The sequence below is a fragment of the Burkholderia sp. E168m15 genome (assembly GCF_016586105.1).
Taxonomy (GTDB): domain Bacteria; phylum Pseudomonadota; class Gammaproteobacteria; order Burkholderiales; family Burkholderiaceae; genus Burkholderia; species Burkholderia orbicola.
Genome location: NZ_BCPO01000183.1, coordinates 1 through 15,533, shown reverse-complemented (window position 1 = coordinate 15,533; position 15,533 = coordinate 1). Strand labels below are relative to the sequence as shown.

16 protein-coding genes are annotated in these 15,533 nt (G+C 66.3%); 6 read left to right on the top strand and 10 right to left on the bottom strand.

Annotated elements, in window-relative coordinates; all coding sequences use genetic code 11:
- On the bottom strand, positions 1 to 892 hold an 892-nt coding region (locus JMF86_RS29185), incomplete at its 3' end, for a PAS domain-containing methyl-accepting chemotaxis protein (RefSeq protein WP_201317189.1).
- Positions 893 to 1,203: 311 nt separating this feature from the next.
- On the opposite strand from JMF86_RS29185, the gene JMF86_RS29180 reads away from it, so the two are divergent.
- The 3 genes from JMF86_RS29180 to JMF86_RS29170 all read left to right on the top strand — a co-directional run bounded on the left by JMF86_RS29180 (position 1,204) and on the right by JMF86_RS29170 (position 3,230).
- A complete protein-coding gene (locus JMF86_RS29180; RefSeq protein ID WP_011546839.1) occupies positions 1,204 to 2,061 on the top strand; it encodes a class I SAM-dependent methyltransferase in 858 nt (285 codons plus the stop codon).
- Positions 2,058 to 2,618, top strand: a complete 561-nt coding sequence (locus JMF86_RS29175; protein ID WP_011546838.1) for a GNAT family N-acetyltransferase — start codon at positions 2,058 to 2,060, stop codon at positions 2,616 to 2,618. The genes JMF86_RS29180 and JMF86_RS29175 overlap by 4 nt, the downstream gene beginning before the upstream one ends.
- A gap of 84 nt (positions 2,619 to 2,702) precedes the next feature.
- Positions 2,703 to 3,230 (top strand): DUF523 domain-containing protein, encoded by a 528-nt coding sequence (locus JMF86_RS29170; RefSeq protein WP_041489344.1) that lies wholly within the window; start codon positions 2,703 to 2,705, stop codon positions 3,228 to 3,230.
- A gap of 100 nt (positions 3,231 to 3,330) precedes the next feature.
- Here JMF86_RS29170 and pcaF read toward each other — a convergent pair whose 3' ends face one another.
- Positions 3,331 to 4,533: a 3-oxoadipyl-CoA thiolase gene (pcaF, locus tag JMF86_RS29165; RefSeq protein ID WP_011546836.1), complete on the bottom strand. Its 1,203-nt coding sequence runs from the start codon at positions 4,531 to 4,533 to the stop codon at positions 3,331 to 3,333.
- 227 nt (positions 4,534 to 4,760) lie between these two features.
- On the opposite strand from pcaF, the gene JMF86_RS29160 reads away from it, so the two are divergent.
- Entirely contained in the window at positions 4,761 to 5,549 is a 789-nt protein-coding gene (locus tag JMF86_RS29160; RefSeq protein WP_027813851.1) for an IclR family transcriptional regulator, read from the top strand.
- Between the two features lie 210 nt (positions 5,550 to 5,759).
- Here JMF86_RS29160 and JMF86_RS29155 read toward each other — a convergent pair whose 3' ends face one another.
- Positions 5,760 to 6,875, bottom strand: coding sequence for a succinylglutamate desuccinylase/aspartoacylase family protein (locus tag JMF86_RS29155; protein WP_011546834.1), 1,116 nt, complete (start codon positions 6,873 to 6,875; stop codon positions 5,760 to 5,762).
- Positions 6,876 to 6,930: 55 nt separating this feature from the next.
- Entirely contained in the window at positions 6,931 to 7,704 is a 774-nt protein-coding gene (locus JMF86_RS29150; protein WP_011546833.1) for a transporter substrate-binding domain-containing protein, read from the bottom strand.
- A 136-nt stretch (positions 7,705 to 7,840) separates the two neighbouring features.
- Here JMF86_RS29150 and JMF86_RS29145 point away from each other — a divergent pair, with 136 nt between their 5' ends.
- A complete protein-coding gene (locus JMF86_RS29145) occupies positions 7,841 to 8,761 on the top strand; it encodes a LysR family transcriptional regulator (RefSeq protein ID WP_011546832.1) in 921 nt (306 codons plus the stop codon).
- A gap of 18 nt (positions 8,762 to 8,779) precedes the next feature.
- On the opposite strand, the gene JMF86_RS29140 is transcribed toward JMF86_RS29145, so the two are convergent.
- From JMF86_RS29140 to JMF86_RS29115, 6 genes are all read right to left on the bottom strand, one after another.
- On the bottom strand, positions 8,780 to 10,111 hold the full coding sequence (locus tag JMF86_RS29140; RefSeq protein ID WP_011546831.1) for an MFS transporter: 1,332 nt from the start codon (positions 10,109 to 10,111) through the stop codon (positions 8,780 to 8,782).
- Positions 10,112 to 10,167: 56 nt separating this feature from the next.
- A complete protein-coding gene (locus JMF86_RS29135; RefSeq protein ID WP_011546830.1) occupies positions 10,168 to 11,367 on the bottom strand; it encodes a M20 aminoacylase family protein in 1,200 nt (399 codons plus the stop codon).
- 198 nt (positions 11,368 to 11,565) lie between these two features.
- Positions 11,566 to 11,955: a limonene-1,2-epoxide hydrolase family protein gene (locus JMF86_RS29130; RefSeq protein ID WP_011546829.1), complete on the bottom strand. Its 390-nt coding sequence runs from the start codon at positions 11,953 to 11,955 to the stop codon at positions 11,566 to 11,568.
- 76 nt (positions 11,956 to 12,031) lie between these two features.
- Positions 12,032 to 12,868: an alpha/beta fold hydrolase gene (locus JMF86_RS29125; protein WP_011546828.1), complete on the bottom strand. Its 837-nt coding sequence runs from the start codon at positions 12,866 to 12,868 to the stop codon at positions 12,032 to 12,034.
- A gap of 161 nt (positions 12,869 to 13,029) precedes the next feature.
- Positions 13,030 to 14,112, bottom strand: a complete 1,083-nt coding sequence (locus JMF86_RS29120; protein WP_011546827.1) for an alkene reductase — start codon at positions 14,110 to 14,112, stop codon at positions 13,030 to 13,032.
- 56 nt (positions 14,113 to 14,168) lie between these two features.
- Complete coding sequence (locus JMF86_RS29115; RefSeq protein WP_011546826.1) at positions 14,169 to 14,906, bottom strand: SDR family oxidoreductase; 738 nt, start codon at positions 14,904 to 14,906, stop codon at positions 14,169 to 14,171.
- 109 nt (positions 14,907 to 15,015) lie between these two features.
- On the opposite strand from JMF86_RS29115, the gene JMF86_RS29110 reads away from it, so the two are divergent.
- On the top strand, positions 15,016 to 15,533 hold a 518-nt coding region (locus JMF86_RS29110; protein ID WP_201317190.1), incomplete at its 3' end, for a LysR family transcriptional regulator.

Here is a 15,533-nt window from a genome sequence, read left to right as displayed (position 1 = left end):
ACGCGGCCTGTTCGGTGCGCGCGCTCAGGTCGCCGTTGCCCTGCGCGATCTCGTTGCTCGCGCGCTGCACGTTGTGCACCTGCTCGCTGACGTCGTCGACGAGCCAGCGGAACATCAGCCCGAGCTGGTTGATCGTGCGCAGCGTCATGCCGATCTCGTCGACCCGGTTCATCCGCACGCCGCGCCGGCTCTCGCCGGTCGCGACGTTCAGCGCCTGCTCGTGCAGCCGCTTCAGCGGTTGCACGATCTGCGCGTCGAGCCACCAGCCGGCGGCCGCCGCCACGCCGACCGTCACGCCGGCAAACGCCGCGAGGCCGCCGCCGGTGAGCCCGCAGGCCCACCCCGCGCCGACGACGGCCGGCGCCAGCACGTACAGTGCCGAATGGACGCGCGCCCGCACCGACATCGTCTGCGGCAACGATGCGATCCGCAGCAGCCCGGTGCGGATGACGAGGCCCTTGTGGAACCGGCGCCGGCCAGCCTTGCCTTCGCGGAATGCGCGATACAGCGCGTCCGCGGCCCGGGTCTCGTCGTGCGGCGCCTTCGTACGCACCGACATGTAGCCTTGCGGCGCGCCGTTGCGCATCACCGGAATCGCGTTCGCGCGCACCCAATAGTGATCGCCATTCTTGCGGCGGTTCTTCACGAGCGCGGTCCAAGGCTCGCCGCGCCGCAGCGTCGCCCACATGTCGGCGAACGCCTCCTTCGGCATGTCCGGGTGACGCACCACGTTGTGCGGCTGGCCGACGAGTTCCTCGTTCGAGAACCCGCTCACTTGCGCGAACGTCGTGTTCGCGTAGGTGATGACGCTGTCGGCATCGGTCGTCGACATCAGCGTGACGTCGTCGGGAAAATCGAATTCCTGTTGGGTTACGGGCTGGTTGTTGCGCATGCAAGGCTCCGAAAGGCGGATCTGTCGTCCGCGCCGCGCTGAAATCGCGCTCAGTAGCCGAAAAACGGTTGCTCGCTTTACGACACTCTCGTCCTTACTGTCGGCAATTCGCTGGAAAACCTTAATTCCGTTGCGCATAAAACAGGCAATTCCGCTATTGCCATGATTTCGATCAAATAATCCGGCGATAATCACCGCGCGCGTTTATCTGGCTGTCACGAAGCGCCGCGCGGCATTGACAATGCCCGCAGCCGTTGCGTGCGGCGAAACGATTCGCTTATCCTGCCCCATTCGACCTGAATTCGAATCCGATGAAAAAGGCATTGCATGAACTGAATCGGCTGTCCTGGAATACGGCGACGGTCGCGCATAACAGCCATAAAGGCGATCAGGCTGCATTTTTCCGCAATGGCGGCTCGACGCTGTTTCCGGAAGAACGCGAACTGCTCGGCGATCTCACCGGTTTGCGGCTCTTGCACCTGCAATGCAACGCGGGACAGGACACGCTGAGCCTCGTGCGCGACGGCGCGGACGCAACCGGCGTCGACATCTCCGACGAGGCGATCGACTTCGCGCGGCAACTGTCGGCCGACGCGGGCCTGCCCGCGCGCTTCGAGCGCGCCGACGTACTCGACTGGATGCCCGCAGCAGCCGCGCGCGGCGAGCGCTTCGATCGCGTGTTCACGTCATACGGCGCGATCTGCTGGCTGTCGGACCTGAGCGCATGGGCGCGCGGGATCGCCTCGTTGCTCGCGCCGGGTGGCCGCTTCGCGATGGTCGAGTTCCACCCGTTCTCACTGTATTTCGACGAACAGTGGCAGCCGCGCTACGACTACTTCAACGGCGACGCGATCGAGGAACCCGCAGGCGTCGGCGATTACGTCGCGGCGTCCGGCACGGGGCTCGGCGAGCAGCACGATCATCCGGGCATCGTCGATTTCGCGAACCCGCATCCGAGCTACGAGTTCATGTGGGGCATCGGCGACGTCGTGAATGCGCTGATATCAGCCAGGCTCGTGATCGACTGCCTGAACGAATATCCGTACTCGAACGGCTGGAAGGGCTTCGACGGCATGCGCGAGCTGGAGGGCCGCCGGATGGTGCCTCCCGAAGGCATGCCGCGCCTGCCGTTGATGTACGCAATCGCCGCGCACCGGAGGGCCGCATGACCCGCCGCACCGCCGCCGAGCGCGACGCGCTGTCGGCCCGCCTGCTGGCCCGCGACGACGTGCCGCTCGTGTGGACCATCGACCGGCGAGAAATCATCGAACACCTGTACGTATTGCGCGACGGCGCGCTGCATCTCGTGCCCGAGTTCTACGACGTGTCCGGCTGGCCCGACGGCGAAGCCGACCACTACACGCCGATCCTGCTCGACTGCCACGACCGTGGCGGCTGGTTTCTCGGCCGGTTCGACGGCGCGCGACTCGTCGCGGCAGCGATCGTCGACAGCCGGCCGCTCGGCCCGCGGCGCGACATGCTGCAGCTGAAGTTCCTGCACGTGAGCCACGACTGGCGCGGCTGCGGACTCGGCGAACAGCTCTACCGCGCGGCGCAGGTGCAGGCACGCGCGATGGGGGCCGAGCGCCTGTATGTGTCGGCGACGCCGTCGCAGCGCACGATCGACTTCTACCTGCGGCTCGGCTTCACGGTCAGCACGGCGCCCGATCCCGAGCTTTACGCGCTCGAACCCGACGATATTCACCTCGAAGGGCCAACCACGTGACGGCCCGGCACGCGGATGCCGCGTAGAATTTTCCGCCCTGCCCCAGCCGTCATCAGCTGCCATCAGCCGTCACGGAGCGCGACATTGAACAACGCCCCACCACCGCCCGCCACGCCGAAGATCCTCGTCAGCATGTGCGTGGTCGGCCATCCGGTCCGTTACAACGGTTCGGCGAAGACCGCCGCGCACGAGGCGCTCGAACGGTGGCAGCGCGAGGGGCGTCTCGTGGCCGTCTGCCCGGAGCTGGCGGGCGGCTTGAACGTGCCGCGCCCGCCTGCCGAGATCGCCGGCGGCGCATCGGGGCAGCAGGTGCTGTCGGGGCACGCACGCATCGTCGACGTGAACGGCGCCGACGTGACGGCGCCATTCGTTGCCGGCGCGCAAACCGCGCTGGCCCTCGCGCAGGCACACGATTGCCGCTTCGCGATCCTCGCCGACGGCAGCCCGTCGTGCGGCAGCACGTTCATTTACGACGGAAGTTTCGCGAGCCGGCGGCAGGCGGGCGCCGGCGTCACCGCGGCGCTGCTGCGCGAGCATGGCATCGAGGTATTCGCGGACACCGAGATCGACGCGCTCGACGCGCGCCTCAGGCAACTGTCGCAGGCCGGTTAACGACGATGGGCGGCACGAGACACCTCGTGCCGCCCATCGTGGCGGATACAGCACAGCGGTGAAGCGGCGCATATCCGGCCGCTTCACCGCATCGCGCCGGTCACACGCGTTCGATCGCGATCGCGATGCCCTGACCGACGCCGATGCACATCGTGCACAGCGCGAAGCGACCGTTCGTGCGATGCAGCTGGTACATCGCGGTCGTCACGAGGCGCGCACCCGATGCGCCGAGCGGGTGGCCAAGCGCGATCGCGCCGCCGTTCGGGTTCACGCGGGGATCGTCATCGGCCACGCCGAGCATGCGCAGCACGGCGAGACCTTGCGACGCGAACGCCTCGTTCAGTTCGATCACGTCGAACTGGTCGATCGTCATGCCGAGCCGCGCGAGCAGCTTCTGCGTGGCCGGCGCCGGGCCGATGCCCATCACGCGCGGCGCGACGCCGGCCGTCGCGATCCCCAGCACGCGGGCACGCGGCGTCAGGCCGAAGCGCTTCGCGGTTGCTTCGTTCGCCAGCAGCAGTGCGGCGGCGCCGTCGTTCACGCCCGACGCGTTGCCGGCCGTGACCGAGCCATCCGGGCGCACGACGCCCTTCAGCTTCGCGAGCGCTTCGAGCGACGTTTCGCGCGGATGCTCGTCGCGCGACACGACCACCGGGTCGCCCTTCTTCTGCGCAATCGTGACCGACACGATTTCTTCGGCCAGCGTACCGTCCTGCTGCGCCCGCGCGGCTTTCTGCTGGCTGCGCAGCGCGAACAGGTCCTGATCCGCGCGGCTGACGTTGTAGTCGACCGCGACGTTCTCCGCGGTTTCCGGCATCGAATCGACGCCGTGCAGCTGTTTCATCAACGGATTGACGAAGCGCCAGCCGATCGTCGTGTCGTAGATGTCGGCCTGGCGCGCGAACGCGCTCGCGGCCTTGCCCATCACGAACGGCGCGCGCGTCATGCTCTCGACGCCGCCCGCAACCATCAACGCGGCTTCGCCCGACTTGATCGCGCGTGCGGCCACGCCGACCGCATCCATGCCGGAACCGCACAGGCGGTTGATCGTCGAACCCGGCACGCCCTCCGGCAAACCCGCGAGCAGCGCCGACATGCGCGCGACGTTGCGGTTGTCCTCGCCGGCCTGGTTCGCGCAGCCGTAGATCACGTCGTCGATCGCCGTCCAGTCGACGTCGCGATTGCGCTCGACGAGCGCCTTGAGCGGCACCGCGCCCAGATCGTCGGCGCGCACGCCGGACAGTGCACCGCCGTAACGCCCGATCGGCGTACGGATCGCATCACACAGAAAAGCTTCGGTCATCAGTGTCTCCGGTCCCGTGAAAGGCGGGGAAATGAATAGGGCGCGCCCCTTGCATTGCCCGCCGGGATGCGCTTGGATGTTCTACATACGAACATAAGATCGTGTATCGAACGTTCAACGCATCATAGGGAGTGCGGGGACGACCTGTCAAGGGCACGGCCCGCCGGGAGGTTGGCGTGTCGGGCCCCATGCGCTATCTTCTCGGCTGCACGACATTCCAGGCGCTCATGACAACCGACGATATTCAGACGAAACCCGGCGACTCCTATGTACAGTCGTTCGCGCGCGGCCTCGCGGTGATCCGCGCGTTCGACGCGGCGCGCCCGGAGCAGACGCTCACCGAGGTGGCATCGGCCACCGGCCTCACGCGCGCGGGGGCCCGCCGGATTTTGCTCACGCTGCAGACGCTCGGCTACGTCGAGGCCGACGGCCGGCTGTTCCGGCTCACGCCGAAGATCCTCGAGCTCGGCTTCGCGTATCTCACCTCGATGCCGTTCTGGAATCTCGCCGATCCGGTGATGGAGCAACTGTCCGCGCAGATCCACGAAAGCTGCTCGGCCGCGGTGCTCGACCGCACCGAGATCGTCTACGTGCTGCGCGTGCCGACCCGCAAGATCATGACGATCAACCTGTCGATCGGCAGCCGGCTGCCCGCGTACTGCACGTCGATGGGCCGCGTGCTGCTGTCCGCGCTCGACGATGCGGCGCTCGATGAAACGCTCGCGCAGAGCACCATCCGCGCGCATACGCCGCGCACGATCACCGACCTCGGCGAACTGAAGGCGGCGATCGCGCAGGTGCGTCAGCAGGGCTGGGCCGTGGTCGATCAGGAACTCGAAGTGGGGCTGATGTCGCTATCCGCGCCGATCCGCAACCGGCGCGGGCAGGTCATCGCCGCGATGAACATCAGCGGCAACGCGCAGCGGCATACCGCGAAGCAGATGGTGAAGGAGTTTCTCGGGCCGCTGCAGCAGGCCGCGCAGACGGTATCGGAGCTGGTGGCGCGGCGCGGTTGAGCGCCGGGCGAGATCGTCATTTCGGTGACGCGACAAAGCGCCCAATAAAAAGACGGGCGGCACAAGGCCGCCCGCTCAAACTCTGATCTCTGCAACGTTCTTCTCACGGAACACGGAGCGCACTCCGCGTCGCACAATTTAGTGATGCGCTCCAACACGGTCAATCTGACGAGAACGAAATTGCATCGCGTCGGCAGGACACCGCCCCGCTCACGCGCCCAGCAGCATCCCCTTTCGCACCGGCACCATGCCCGTCACGCGGCCGAGCGGCGCGCCGGCCGTTACGAAACGGATCGCGCGGCGCATGTAGAACACGCCATCGGTCGCGCTCGAGATCGTCGTGATCGCGTCCGTCAGCGGATCGACGATGTCGAACAGCGGATCGCCCGCACGGATCGTCGCGCCGATCGCCGCGCGGTGCACAAGGATTCCGCTCACCGGCGCATAAAACTGTTCGCTGCCCGCGAGCGGCGTGGCCGGTGCGGCCAGCGGCGGCAGCGGCGCACGTTCGCCGCGCACCGCGCCGCACCACACCAGATAGTCGACGAGCGCGTCGGCGTCGCGTTGCGCGTATTCGTACGTCACGTCGCGCTGACCCCGACACTCGACCGTCACGGCCACGGTGCCGGCCGCCATCGGCGTGCCGTCCGGCAAATGCGCGCGCAGCTGCGACCACAGCAAGTGATGCGCATCGTCGAACGCATGGCCGCCCGAATCCTCGGCGAGCAGCGACACCTCGGCGCCGAGATACCGCGCGAGCGGCTCGACGTCCGGCCACGCGGTATCGCTCGTGTACACGTGCATCACCGCTTCGAGCGAGCAATGCAGGTCGATCACCACATCGGCGTCGTGCGACAACTTCAGCAGCGCCAGTTGCAGCGCATCGAACTCGGTGCGCGGCGCGATTTCATCGAGCGCCGCGCCGACGCATTCACGCACGATCGCGCGATTGCGTGCGCCGTCGTCGCCGAGCCGGTCGCGCGCACGCGCGGCGATCTCCGCGAGCGGCAGGAAGCCGCGATTGAAGTTGCGCCCGCTCGCGAGGTCGAAACGGCCGATGAACTGCCCGAGCAGATGATGATTGAGGCCGACCGGGTTCGACACCGGCACGAGCACGATTTCGGCCGCGAGCCGGCCTTCGGCGTCGAGCTGCGCGAGGCGCTGCTTGAGCACGAACGCCGCGAGCATCGCGGGCGTCTCGTCCGCGTGCAGCGCGGCCTGCAGGTAGATCTTGCGGCCGCTGCCGGCCGGCCCGAAATGAAAGCTCGTCAGCGTGCGCTGCGTGCCGATCGACGGCGACAGGAGCGGCGTGGTGCGAATCTGCATCGATGGTCTCGAATGGATGAAAGCGGGGAATCGGGCGAACGGGCCGGCGCGGCGCTCAGTCGCCGTACGGATTGAAATCGAAATACTGCTTCGCGATCCGGTCGTACGTACCGTCCTTCAGCATCGACGCGATCGCGCCGTCGATCGACGCCTTCAGCGCGGTATCCGACTGCCGCATGCCGATGCCGACGCCGCGATCGCCCATGTCGAGCGGCGCGCCGACGAATGCGAAACCCTTGCCGCGCGGCTGGCGCAGGAACCCGTAGTCGGCTTCCACGGTGCCGAGCAGCGCCGCGTCGAGGCGGCCGTTCACGAGATCGGCGAACACGTCGTCCTGGCTCTTGTACGGCACCACGCCGACGCCGGCCGGCGCCCAGTGCGCGAGCGCCCACGATTCGAATTGCGTGCCCGACTGCACGCCGACGCGCTTGCCGGCCAGCGACGCCGCCGTGCCGTCGAGCCCGCTGCCGGGCCGCGCGACGAGCCGCGACTTGAAGCGGAACAGCTTCGACGAGAACAGGATCTGCTTCTCGCGCTTCGCGGTGATCGCCATCGACGACAGGATCGCGTCGATCTTGCGCGCCTGCAGCGCGGGGATCATCCCGGAGAATTCGAGCTCGACCCACTGGCAGCGCAACTGCGCGCGGCGGCAGATCTCGTTGCCGAGATCGACGTCGAAGCCCTTCAGGCTGCCGTCGGGCGCCTTCGCGTCCATCGGCGGATAGGTCGGGTCGATGCCGAGCCGCACCACGTGCGCGTCGAGCGCATATGCGGACGTGGCCGCCAGGCCAATGCACAGGAAAACGAGCGGGACGAGGAAACGTTTCATGGTCGACGACGGGCAGGAAGAGGAACGAACGGCATGAGCCGGACTGCCTGCGATCGTAGGGGCCGCGCGCGGCCGCCGGAACCATCGGCTGGCTTATCATGATCGGTATTTCCGATCACCGGCCTCGCTGCTTCCCATGGCGTTCACGCTGTCCCAGCTCCGCATCTTCCAGGCCGTCGTCGAGCACGGCAGCCTGCGCGCGGCCGCCCGCGCGCTCGATCTCGCGCAAAGCGGCGTCACGCAGCAACTGCAGGGCCTCGAGGCGACGCTCGGCGCGACGCTGTTCACGCGCACCAACCGCGGGATCGTGCCGACGGCCGTCGGCCAGCGGCTGCTCGCGCGTTCCGGTTCGATCCTCGGCGAATGCGAGCAGGTCGAGCGGGAAATCCGTCAGTTGAGCGGTGCCTACGAAGGCACCGTCACGCTCGGCCTCGTGACCGAGCCGCTGATCGACGCGTTCGCGCCGGTGCTGACCGCGTTCCGCGCGCGCTTCGACAAGGTGGACGTGCACCTGCGCACCGGCACGTCGCGGATGATGATCGGCTGGCTGCGCGAGAGTGCGGTCGATTTCGCGATCGCGCTGGTCGCGAAGCAGACCGACACGACCGATCTCGCGGTCACGCCGCTGCGCACGTCGGCGCCGGTGGTCGTCTGCCGCAACGGGCATCCGGCGATGCACGCGCAATCGCTCGCCGAGCTGGGCGACTACGGATGGGTGTCGACGCGCTCGCCGAACCTGAGCGCCGACCCGGTCGTCAACCGGCTGCTCGCGTACTTCGATACGCACGGCCAGCCGCCGCCGAAGATTCTGGCGACCGTCGAAGGAATGTTCGAGACGCTGCAGATCGTCACGCAGACCGATTCCCTCGCGCTCGAAACCGAAGCGATCACGCGGCACGGGCCGTTCGCCGGCGCGCTCGTGAAGGTGCCGGTGCGCGAGCAGGCCGAAGCGCAGGACATCTGCCTGCTGCAGCGCGCGGCCGTGCCGCTGACGCCCGCCGCGCAGGAACTCGCGACGATGCTCGCGTCGTATTTACGGGTGGTGCGCGGGCGGTAAGGCCACCCGCCTCGCACGTCAGTCCAGCGATTCCCGCGCCGTCTCGCGCAGCATCGCGACCGCGATCAGCGACAGCACCACGCACGCGGCCACGTAGCCGGCCGGCGCGAGCTTGCTGCCGGTCGTCTTCACGAGCCAGGTCGCGATCAGCTGCGCGGTGCCGCCGAAGATCGTCACCGCGAGCGCATACGCGATCGAGATGCCCGTCGCACGCACGTGGCGCGGCAGCGACTCGCACATCAGCGCCATTTCCGATGCCGAGCCGAGCGAATAGAACAGCAGCATCAGCGCGGTCAGCGGCAGGATCACCGACAGCGTCGGATGATGGTTCATCAGCCAGAACGCCGGGAACAGCAGCGCGACCAGCACGCCGCGGCCGACGAAGATCGGCAGGCGGCGGCTGCCGAGCTGGTCCGACAGCCAGCCGAACAGCGGGCATGTGACCAGCATCACGCAGCCCGACGCGACGCCGACGAACATCGACAGCTTCATCGGCAGGCCGAGCGTATGGATCGCGTAGGTCGGCATGTAGAAGGTGAGGATGTAGGTCGACACCGTGCCGCCCATCACCGTGAGCATCAGCAGCAACACCGTGCGTGTGTGCTTCGAGAACAGCTCGCGCAGCACGCCGCGTTCGATGCCGTGATGGCGGTCTCCGGGCGCGTCGTCCGCGAGCCGGCGGCGCAGATACATCCCGACCGGCGCGATCAGCACGCCGACGAGAAACGGCAGCCGCCAGCCCCAGCCTTCCAGCGCGTCCTTCGTCATCGTGTTGGACAGCAACGCCGCGAACCCTGAACCCATCAGCGCGGCGCCGCCCTGCGTCGCGAGCTGCCAGCTCGCGCGGAACCCACGGCGCGACGTGCCGCCCTGTTCGAGCAGCGTCGACGTCGCCGCGCCGAATTCGCCGCCCTGCGAGAAACCCTGCAGCAAGCGCGCGAACACGACGAGCAGCGGCGCGGCGACGCCCACCTGCGCATAGGTCGGCGCGATCGCGATCAGGCCGGTGCCGAGCGCCATCAGCATGATCGTCAGGTTCAGCGCGGCCTTGCGCCCCTTGCGGTCCGCGTAGACGCCGAGCACGACGCTGCCGAGCGGCCGCGTGAAGAAGCCGGCGGCGAACGTCGCGACCGACAGCAGCAACGACGTGGTCGGGTCGCTCGACGGGAAGAACAGCTTGCCGATCAGCACCGCGAAGAAGCCGTACACGGTGAAATCGAAGAATTCCAGCCAGTTGCCGATCACGGCCGCGGCGATCGCGCCGCGCCGCGTGACGGCAGGCGCGCCCGGCGCGCCGGTGTCGGCGGCCTCCGCCGACGCGGGGTGCAGCGCGAGATGATCTTTCTGCATCGCTATCCTCTCCTGTCAATGCGGCCGGAAGCGCCGGCCGCCCGCCGCCGCCGCGATTACTGTCCGAGGTAACGCTCGACGAGGCGCGTCCAGAACGCCGCGCCGATCGGCAGGTTGCGATCGTTGAAGTCGTATTTCGGGTTGTGCACCATGCAGCCGTCCTCGCCTTCGCCGTTGCCGAGCCGCACGAACGAGCCCGGCCGCTGCTGCAGCATGAACGCGAAATCCTCGCTGCCCATCAGCAGGTCGGTCTGCTCGACCACGTGCGCATCGCCGACGAGTTCGCGCGCGACCTGCGCGGCGAAATCCGTTTCGGCATCCGTATTGACGACGACCGGATAGCCTTCGATGTACTCGACGTTCGCGCTCGCGCCGTAGCTCGCGGCCTGCGTTTCGGCCAGCTCGGTGATGCGGCGCTTGAGCAGCGCGCGCACTTCCGGGCTGAACGACCGTACGCTGAGTTCGAGGCGCGCGCCGTTCGGAATCACGTTGTTCGCGGTGCCCGCGTGCATCGAGCCGACCGTGACGACCGCCGGCTGCGACGGGTCGACGTTGCGCGCGACGATCGTCTGCAGCGCCATCACGATGCTCGCCGCGACGACGACCGGATCGACTGTCAGGTGCGGCCGAGCCGCGTGGCCGCCGACGCCCTCGATCGTGATGATCGCCTTGTCGCCGGCCGACATGAACGGGCCGCGCCGCGTGAGGAACACGCCGGGCGCCGCGCCCGGATGGTTGTGCATGCCGAACACGGCATCGCACGGGAAGCGCTCGAACAGGCCGTCGTCGATCATCTTCTTCGCGCCGCTGTCGACGCCGTGCTCTTCCGCCGGCTGGAAATACAGGTGGACGGTGCCCGAGAAGTTGCGCGTCTTCGCGAGATGCTGCGCGGCGCCCAGCAGCATCGTCGTGTGGCCATCGTGGCCGCACGCGTGCATCTTGCCGTGCGTGCCGCTCGCATACGGCAGGCCGGTCGCCTCGACGATCGGCAGCGCATCCATGTCGGCGCGAATGCCGATGCTGCGCGTGCCGTCGCCCACCCGCAACGTGCCGACCACGCCCGTCTTGCCGACCCCGCGCGTCACCTGCCAGCCCCATTGCTCGAGCTTGTCCGCGACGAGCGCGGCCGTGTCGTGCTCTTCGTACGCGAGCTCGGGATGATGGTGGATGTGGTGGCGGATCTCGCGCAGCCCGCCGGCGGCGGGCATCAGATCCTCGACTTCGGTGAAGCGGGTATTGGGGGTATCGGTGGTCATCAAGGGGCTCCTGCTGATTGTCAGCGTGTCTCGCACGCGGCGTTTGCATGCGGGAAAGCGAGCCACTATAGCCAGCCGATATCGGTTCAAGAAGATGCGGAATTTTTCACCGTGATAAGTGTTTTTAATCAGGGTTAGTACGGATGCGCCGGTCCGGCTTGTAGTTTTCGATTGGGTACCCGCTACTGCGGCGTAAGACTACTTCTTGATTGCACTCAACTGCCGATCGAAGTCCGCGGGATCGAAGTAGTCTCGCCAAACCGTGATTCGATCATCGACGATGGTCAGGGTACCCATCACGGGAAGCGTGATTTTTCCGCCTGATTCGTGTTGAAAGACGTCGATCCGCTCATTGAGGACGACGTTTCCCGCTGCGGCGATATGGGTCACCGTCCAGTCGACCTTGAACGTCGTACCGATCCCGAAGTCGCCGTGGAATTGGCGAACATTGTCCCGTCCAACGATGTCGGGGAACGGAACGTTGTCGTAGAGGACATCATCGGAGAGCATCGACAGCGCGTCGTCGATGCGGTTTTCGGTCCAAAGCGAAAAGAATCGAAGCGCCACGGCCAAAACATCGGTAGTCATCTCGGCTCCTCAAAATGGGGGGGAAAAGCAGGCGCGGGACATCGCGCACCAGCAGGTGCGCGATGTCCCGCCAGTCTTATTCTTGAACGAATGCCAGCAGTTCCGCGTTCAAGACACTCGCGTTGACGGTCAACATCCCATGGGAGAAGCCCGGGAACGTTTTCAGCTTGCCGTTCTTCAACAGTTTGATCGCCTTGAGCGCCGCGTCCTTGTACGGGACGATCTGGTCATCCTCGCCGTGAAGCACCAGCGTCGGCACGCCGATCAACTGGAGATCTTCGGTCTGGTCCGTTTCCGAAAACGCCTTGATACCCTCGTAGTGGGCTTGCGCGCTACCCATCATTCCCTGGCGCCACCAGTTCTGAATCACGCCCTGATGAACGGTCGCGTCAGGACGATTGAACCCGTAGAACGGGCCCGCGGGCACGTCTACGAAGAACTGCGCGCGATTTTCAGCGAGCCCCTTGCGTAGCCCGTCGAAGACATCCAGCGGCAGGCCTTCGGGATTCGATGGCGTCTTCAGCATCAGCGGCGTCACGGCGCTCACGAGAATGGCCTTTGCGACACGCCCCGTCGGCTCGCCGTGCCTCGCAACATAGCGCGCCACTTCGCCCCCGCCGGTGGAATGGCCGATATGCACGGCATGCCTGAGGTCCAGTGTCTCGACGAGCGCAAACGCGTCCGCTGCGTAATGATCCATGTCGTGACCTTCTGCGACCTGCGACGAGCGCCCGTGTCCGCGCCGGTCGTGGGCAATAACGCGATACCCGTTCGCCAGGAAGAAGAGCATCTGGGTATCCCAGTCATCCGCGGAGAGCGGCCAGCCGTGATGGAACACGATCGGCTGAGCGTCCCGGGGGCCCCAGTCTTTATAGAAAATGTCTACGCCGTCCCGCGTGGTAATGAATGACATGATCGTGTTCCTTTCGTACGGTTGCAGGGAAGTAACGGGTGCTGCGGAAGTCGTCGTCGCGGCCCGCGCGATCTCGCAGGGTGGTCGCCGGAATGCGGCCGGCAGGCGAAAAGCACGCCCGCGGGTGCCGTCCGATCTCGAGCCGCCTCAGGAAGGAGTGGTTACGTCGACGCCGCGAACGGGTAATCGATGTAGCCCTGCGCGTCTTGCGTGAACCATGTGGCCGGGTCGTCTGACGCGAGCGGAATCGCTTCGGCCAGACGCCGAGGGAAGTCCGGATTGGAAATGAACGGGCGCCCGAACGTAACGGCGTCGGCGACGCCCGCATCGAGTTCTGCCTGAGCTCGAGTGGCGTCGAAATCCGAGTTGAGCACCAGCGGTCCTTTGAAAGCCGGTCGAATTTTCGCCGCGAGCGGGTCGAGGTACCCGACGCCGAAACTGCCGTTCAGCGGAGGCTCGCGCAGTTCCAGGAACCCGATCCCTACCGCGGACAGCGCCTCGGCGGCCGCGATAAACAACGGCAAGGGATCGCTGTCGCGCACGCCCTGCGTTTCGCCGTTCGGAGACAGGCGGACGCTGGTACGGCCGGGACCCGCTACATCCGCGACAGCCCGGGTTGCCTGGATGAGCAGCCGGAGCCGATTCGAGATCGATCCGCCATACGCGTCGCCGCGGAAGTTGGCACTGTCTCGCAGGAATTGATCGATCAGATAACCGTTCGACGCATGCAACTGTACGCCGTCGAAGCCAGCCTGCAGCGCATTTCGTGCCGCGGCGGCGAACTGCTCGATGATCGCGGGAATTTCTTTTGTCTCGAGTGCGCGTGCCTGCGTGTAGGGCTGCTTGCCCGAGTAGGTATGAGCGTGGCCGGGCGCCGTCGTCTCGGACGAGGAGACAGGCGGTGCGTCATCCAGAAAGCTCGGATGCACGACTCGCCCCATATGCCACAGCTGCGCAATGATGCGGCCGCCCGCTTCGTGCACGGCATCGGTCACCGTGCGCCAGCCGGCAATTTGCGCAGCTGTCCACAGCCCGGTGGCGTAAGGCCATCCCAGGCCCTGCCGGGAGATGCCGATCGCCTCCGAGATGATCAGCCCCGCGGAGGCACGCTGACTGTAATAGTCCGCCATCATCGCGGTCGGTACGTGTTCGCGCGTTCCCCGCGCACGCGTCATCGGCGCCATGAGGATACGGTTGGGCACTTCAATCGCACCGAGTCGCAAGGGATCAAACAGCGTAGGCACCCCAACCTCCTTCTTGTTTTCGCCAACGTGGAAATGCCGGCAACGCTTCACCCAGTTCAGACGAGGCGAGCGCCGCCGTCGACATGAATCGTCTCGCCGTTCATCGATCCATTGCTCATGAGGAACACCACTGCCGCGCCCACTTCTTCGGCGGTTCCCAACCGATGCAACGGCAATTTGTCTTTCAATGCGTTGACGTACGCGTCACGACCTTCGCCGAGCGTGCGAGCGAGCAACGGCGTGTCGGTGGTGCCGGGCGAAACGGTGTTGACACGGCGAGGCGCAAGTTCCAGAACCAGCCCTCTGGCCAGCGCCTCCATCGCGGCCGATGCCGACGCAAGAATGGCGGTGCCATAGGCATTGGGTCGGTCGGCCAACACGCCGGAAATAAACGTGACGGAGGCATCGGCCGCCAGGCGGTCACCCAGCGCGCGCAAAGTATGGACGGCGGCCCAAACGCGCTCGTCGAACGCCCGCCGCAGATAGTCGACATCCGCGTCGAGTACCTTGCCTGCCACGAAGGTTCCCGCGAGGAGAACGAGATGGTCGACGTGAGCGATGTCGGCCAGTGCCGAGACGATGGTTTCCGGCCGGGTCACGTCGGCGCTCCGCCAACCCGCGAATCCATTCTCGATGGCGACCTGTTCGGCACCCTCCGGATTGAACCCGACCACCGTGACGCTTGCACCCGCGGCCTTGGCCTGTTTGGCTGCCGCAAGGCCGATTCCGGACGTTCCGCCGAAGATGAGGACGGACTTGCTCTTGAGTGAATGGGAATCGAAATCAGAGGTCATGGAGTGGGTCCCTGTCAGCCGGCGCAACTCGAAACGGCGCCGTGCAGAGACTCTATACTTGACGGCCGACATTGATAATCAGCGCCCGATTCGCTTCTATATTTCCGCCATGGAACAAATCAGCCTGGACCGTCTCACCGGCCTCATCGCATTTAGCCGCGCGGCATCGTTGGGAAGCTATTCGGCTGCGGCGCGGGCGCTCGGCGTCACGCCTTCCGCGATAAGCAAAAGTATCCAGCGTCTGGAGCGTCACTTCGAGATCAAACTGTTCAACCGCACGACACGGTCATTGACGCTGACTCAGGAAGGGCGCGACCTGCATGAACGCACGCTGCGCCTGCTGTCGGAAATGGAAGCGATCGAACAGGCCGCTGCCTCGGCGCGATCCGAGCCTGCGGGCATCCTGAAAGTGACCGCGCCGCTGCCGATCGGGGTTCATCTCATCGCGCCCGCCCTACCCGCGTTTCGCCAGCGCTTTCCCAAGCTGTCGATCGACCTGCGCCTGGGCGATCATTTCGTCGACCTCGTCGGTGAAGGTATCGATGTGGCCGTTCGCGTCGGGGATCTCACGGGCTCTCGTTTGGTCTCGCGAGCGCTTTCGCCTCACTACATCGGCGCCTATGCGTC

Bases quoted from the DNA above. Each gene is read 5' to 3' on its own strand.
- JMF86_RS29160 (WP_027813851.1), top strand. From the start codon at position 4,761: ATGACAACCGACGATATTCAGACGAAACCCGGCGACTCCTATGTACAG.
- JMF86_RS29135 (WP_011546830.1), bottom strand. From the start codon at position 11,367: ATGACCACCGATACCCCCAATACCCGCTTCACCGAAGTCGAGGATCTG.
- JMF86_RS29155 (WP_011546834.1), bottom strand. From the start codon at position 6,875: ATGCAGATTCGCACCACGCCGCTCCTGTCGCCGTCGATCGGCACGCAG.
- JMF86_RS29130 (WP_011546829.1), bottom strand. From the start codon at position 11,955: ATGACTACCGATGTTTTGGCCGTGGCGCTTCGATTCTTTTCGCTTTGG.
- pcaF (WP_011546836.1), bottom strand. From the start codon at position 4,533: ATGACCGAAGCTTTTCTGTGTGATGCGATCCGTACGCCGATCGGGCGT.
- JMF86_RS29175 (WP_011546838.1), top strand. From the start codon at position 2,058: ATGACCCGCCGCACCGCCGCCGAGCGCGACGCGCTGTCGGCCCGCCTG.
- JMF86_RS29180 (WP_011546839.1), top strand. From the start codon at position 1,204: ATGAAAAAGGCATTGCATGAACTGAATCGGCTGTCCTGGAATACGGCG.
- JMF86_RS29115 (WP_011546826.1), bottom strand. From the start codon at position 14,906: ATGACCTCTGATTTCGATTCCCATTCACTCAAGAGCAAGTCCGTCCTC.
- JMF86_RS29150 (WP_011546833.1), bottom strand. From the start codon at position 7,704: ATGAAACGTTTCCTCGTCCCGCTCGTTTTCCTGTGCATTGGCCTGGCG.
- JMF86_RS29125 (WP_011546828.1), bottom strand. From the start codon at position 12,868: ATGTCATTCATTACCACGCGGGACGGCGTAGACATTTTCTATAAAGAC.
- JMF86_RS29145 (WP_011546832.1), top strand. From the start codon at position 7,841: ATGGCGTTCACGCTGTCCCAGCTCCGCATCTTCCAGGCCGTCGTCGAG.
- JMF86_RS29140 (WP_011546831.1), bottom strand. From the start codon at position 10,111: ATGCAGAAAGATCATCTCGCGCTGCACCCCGCGTCGGCGGAGGCCGCC.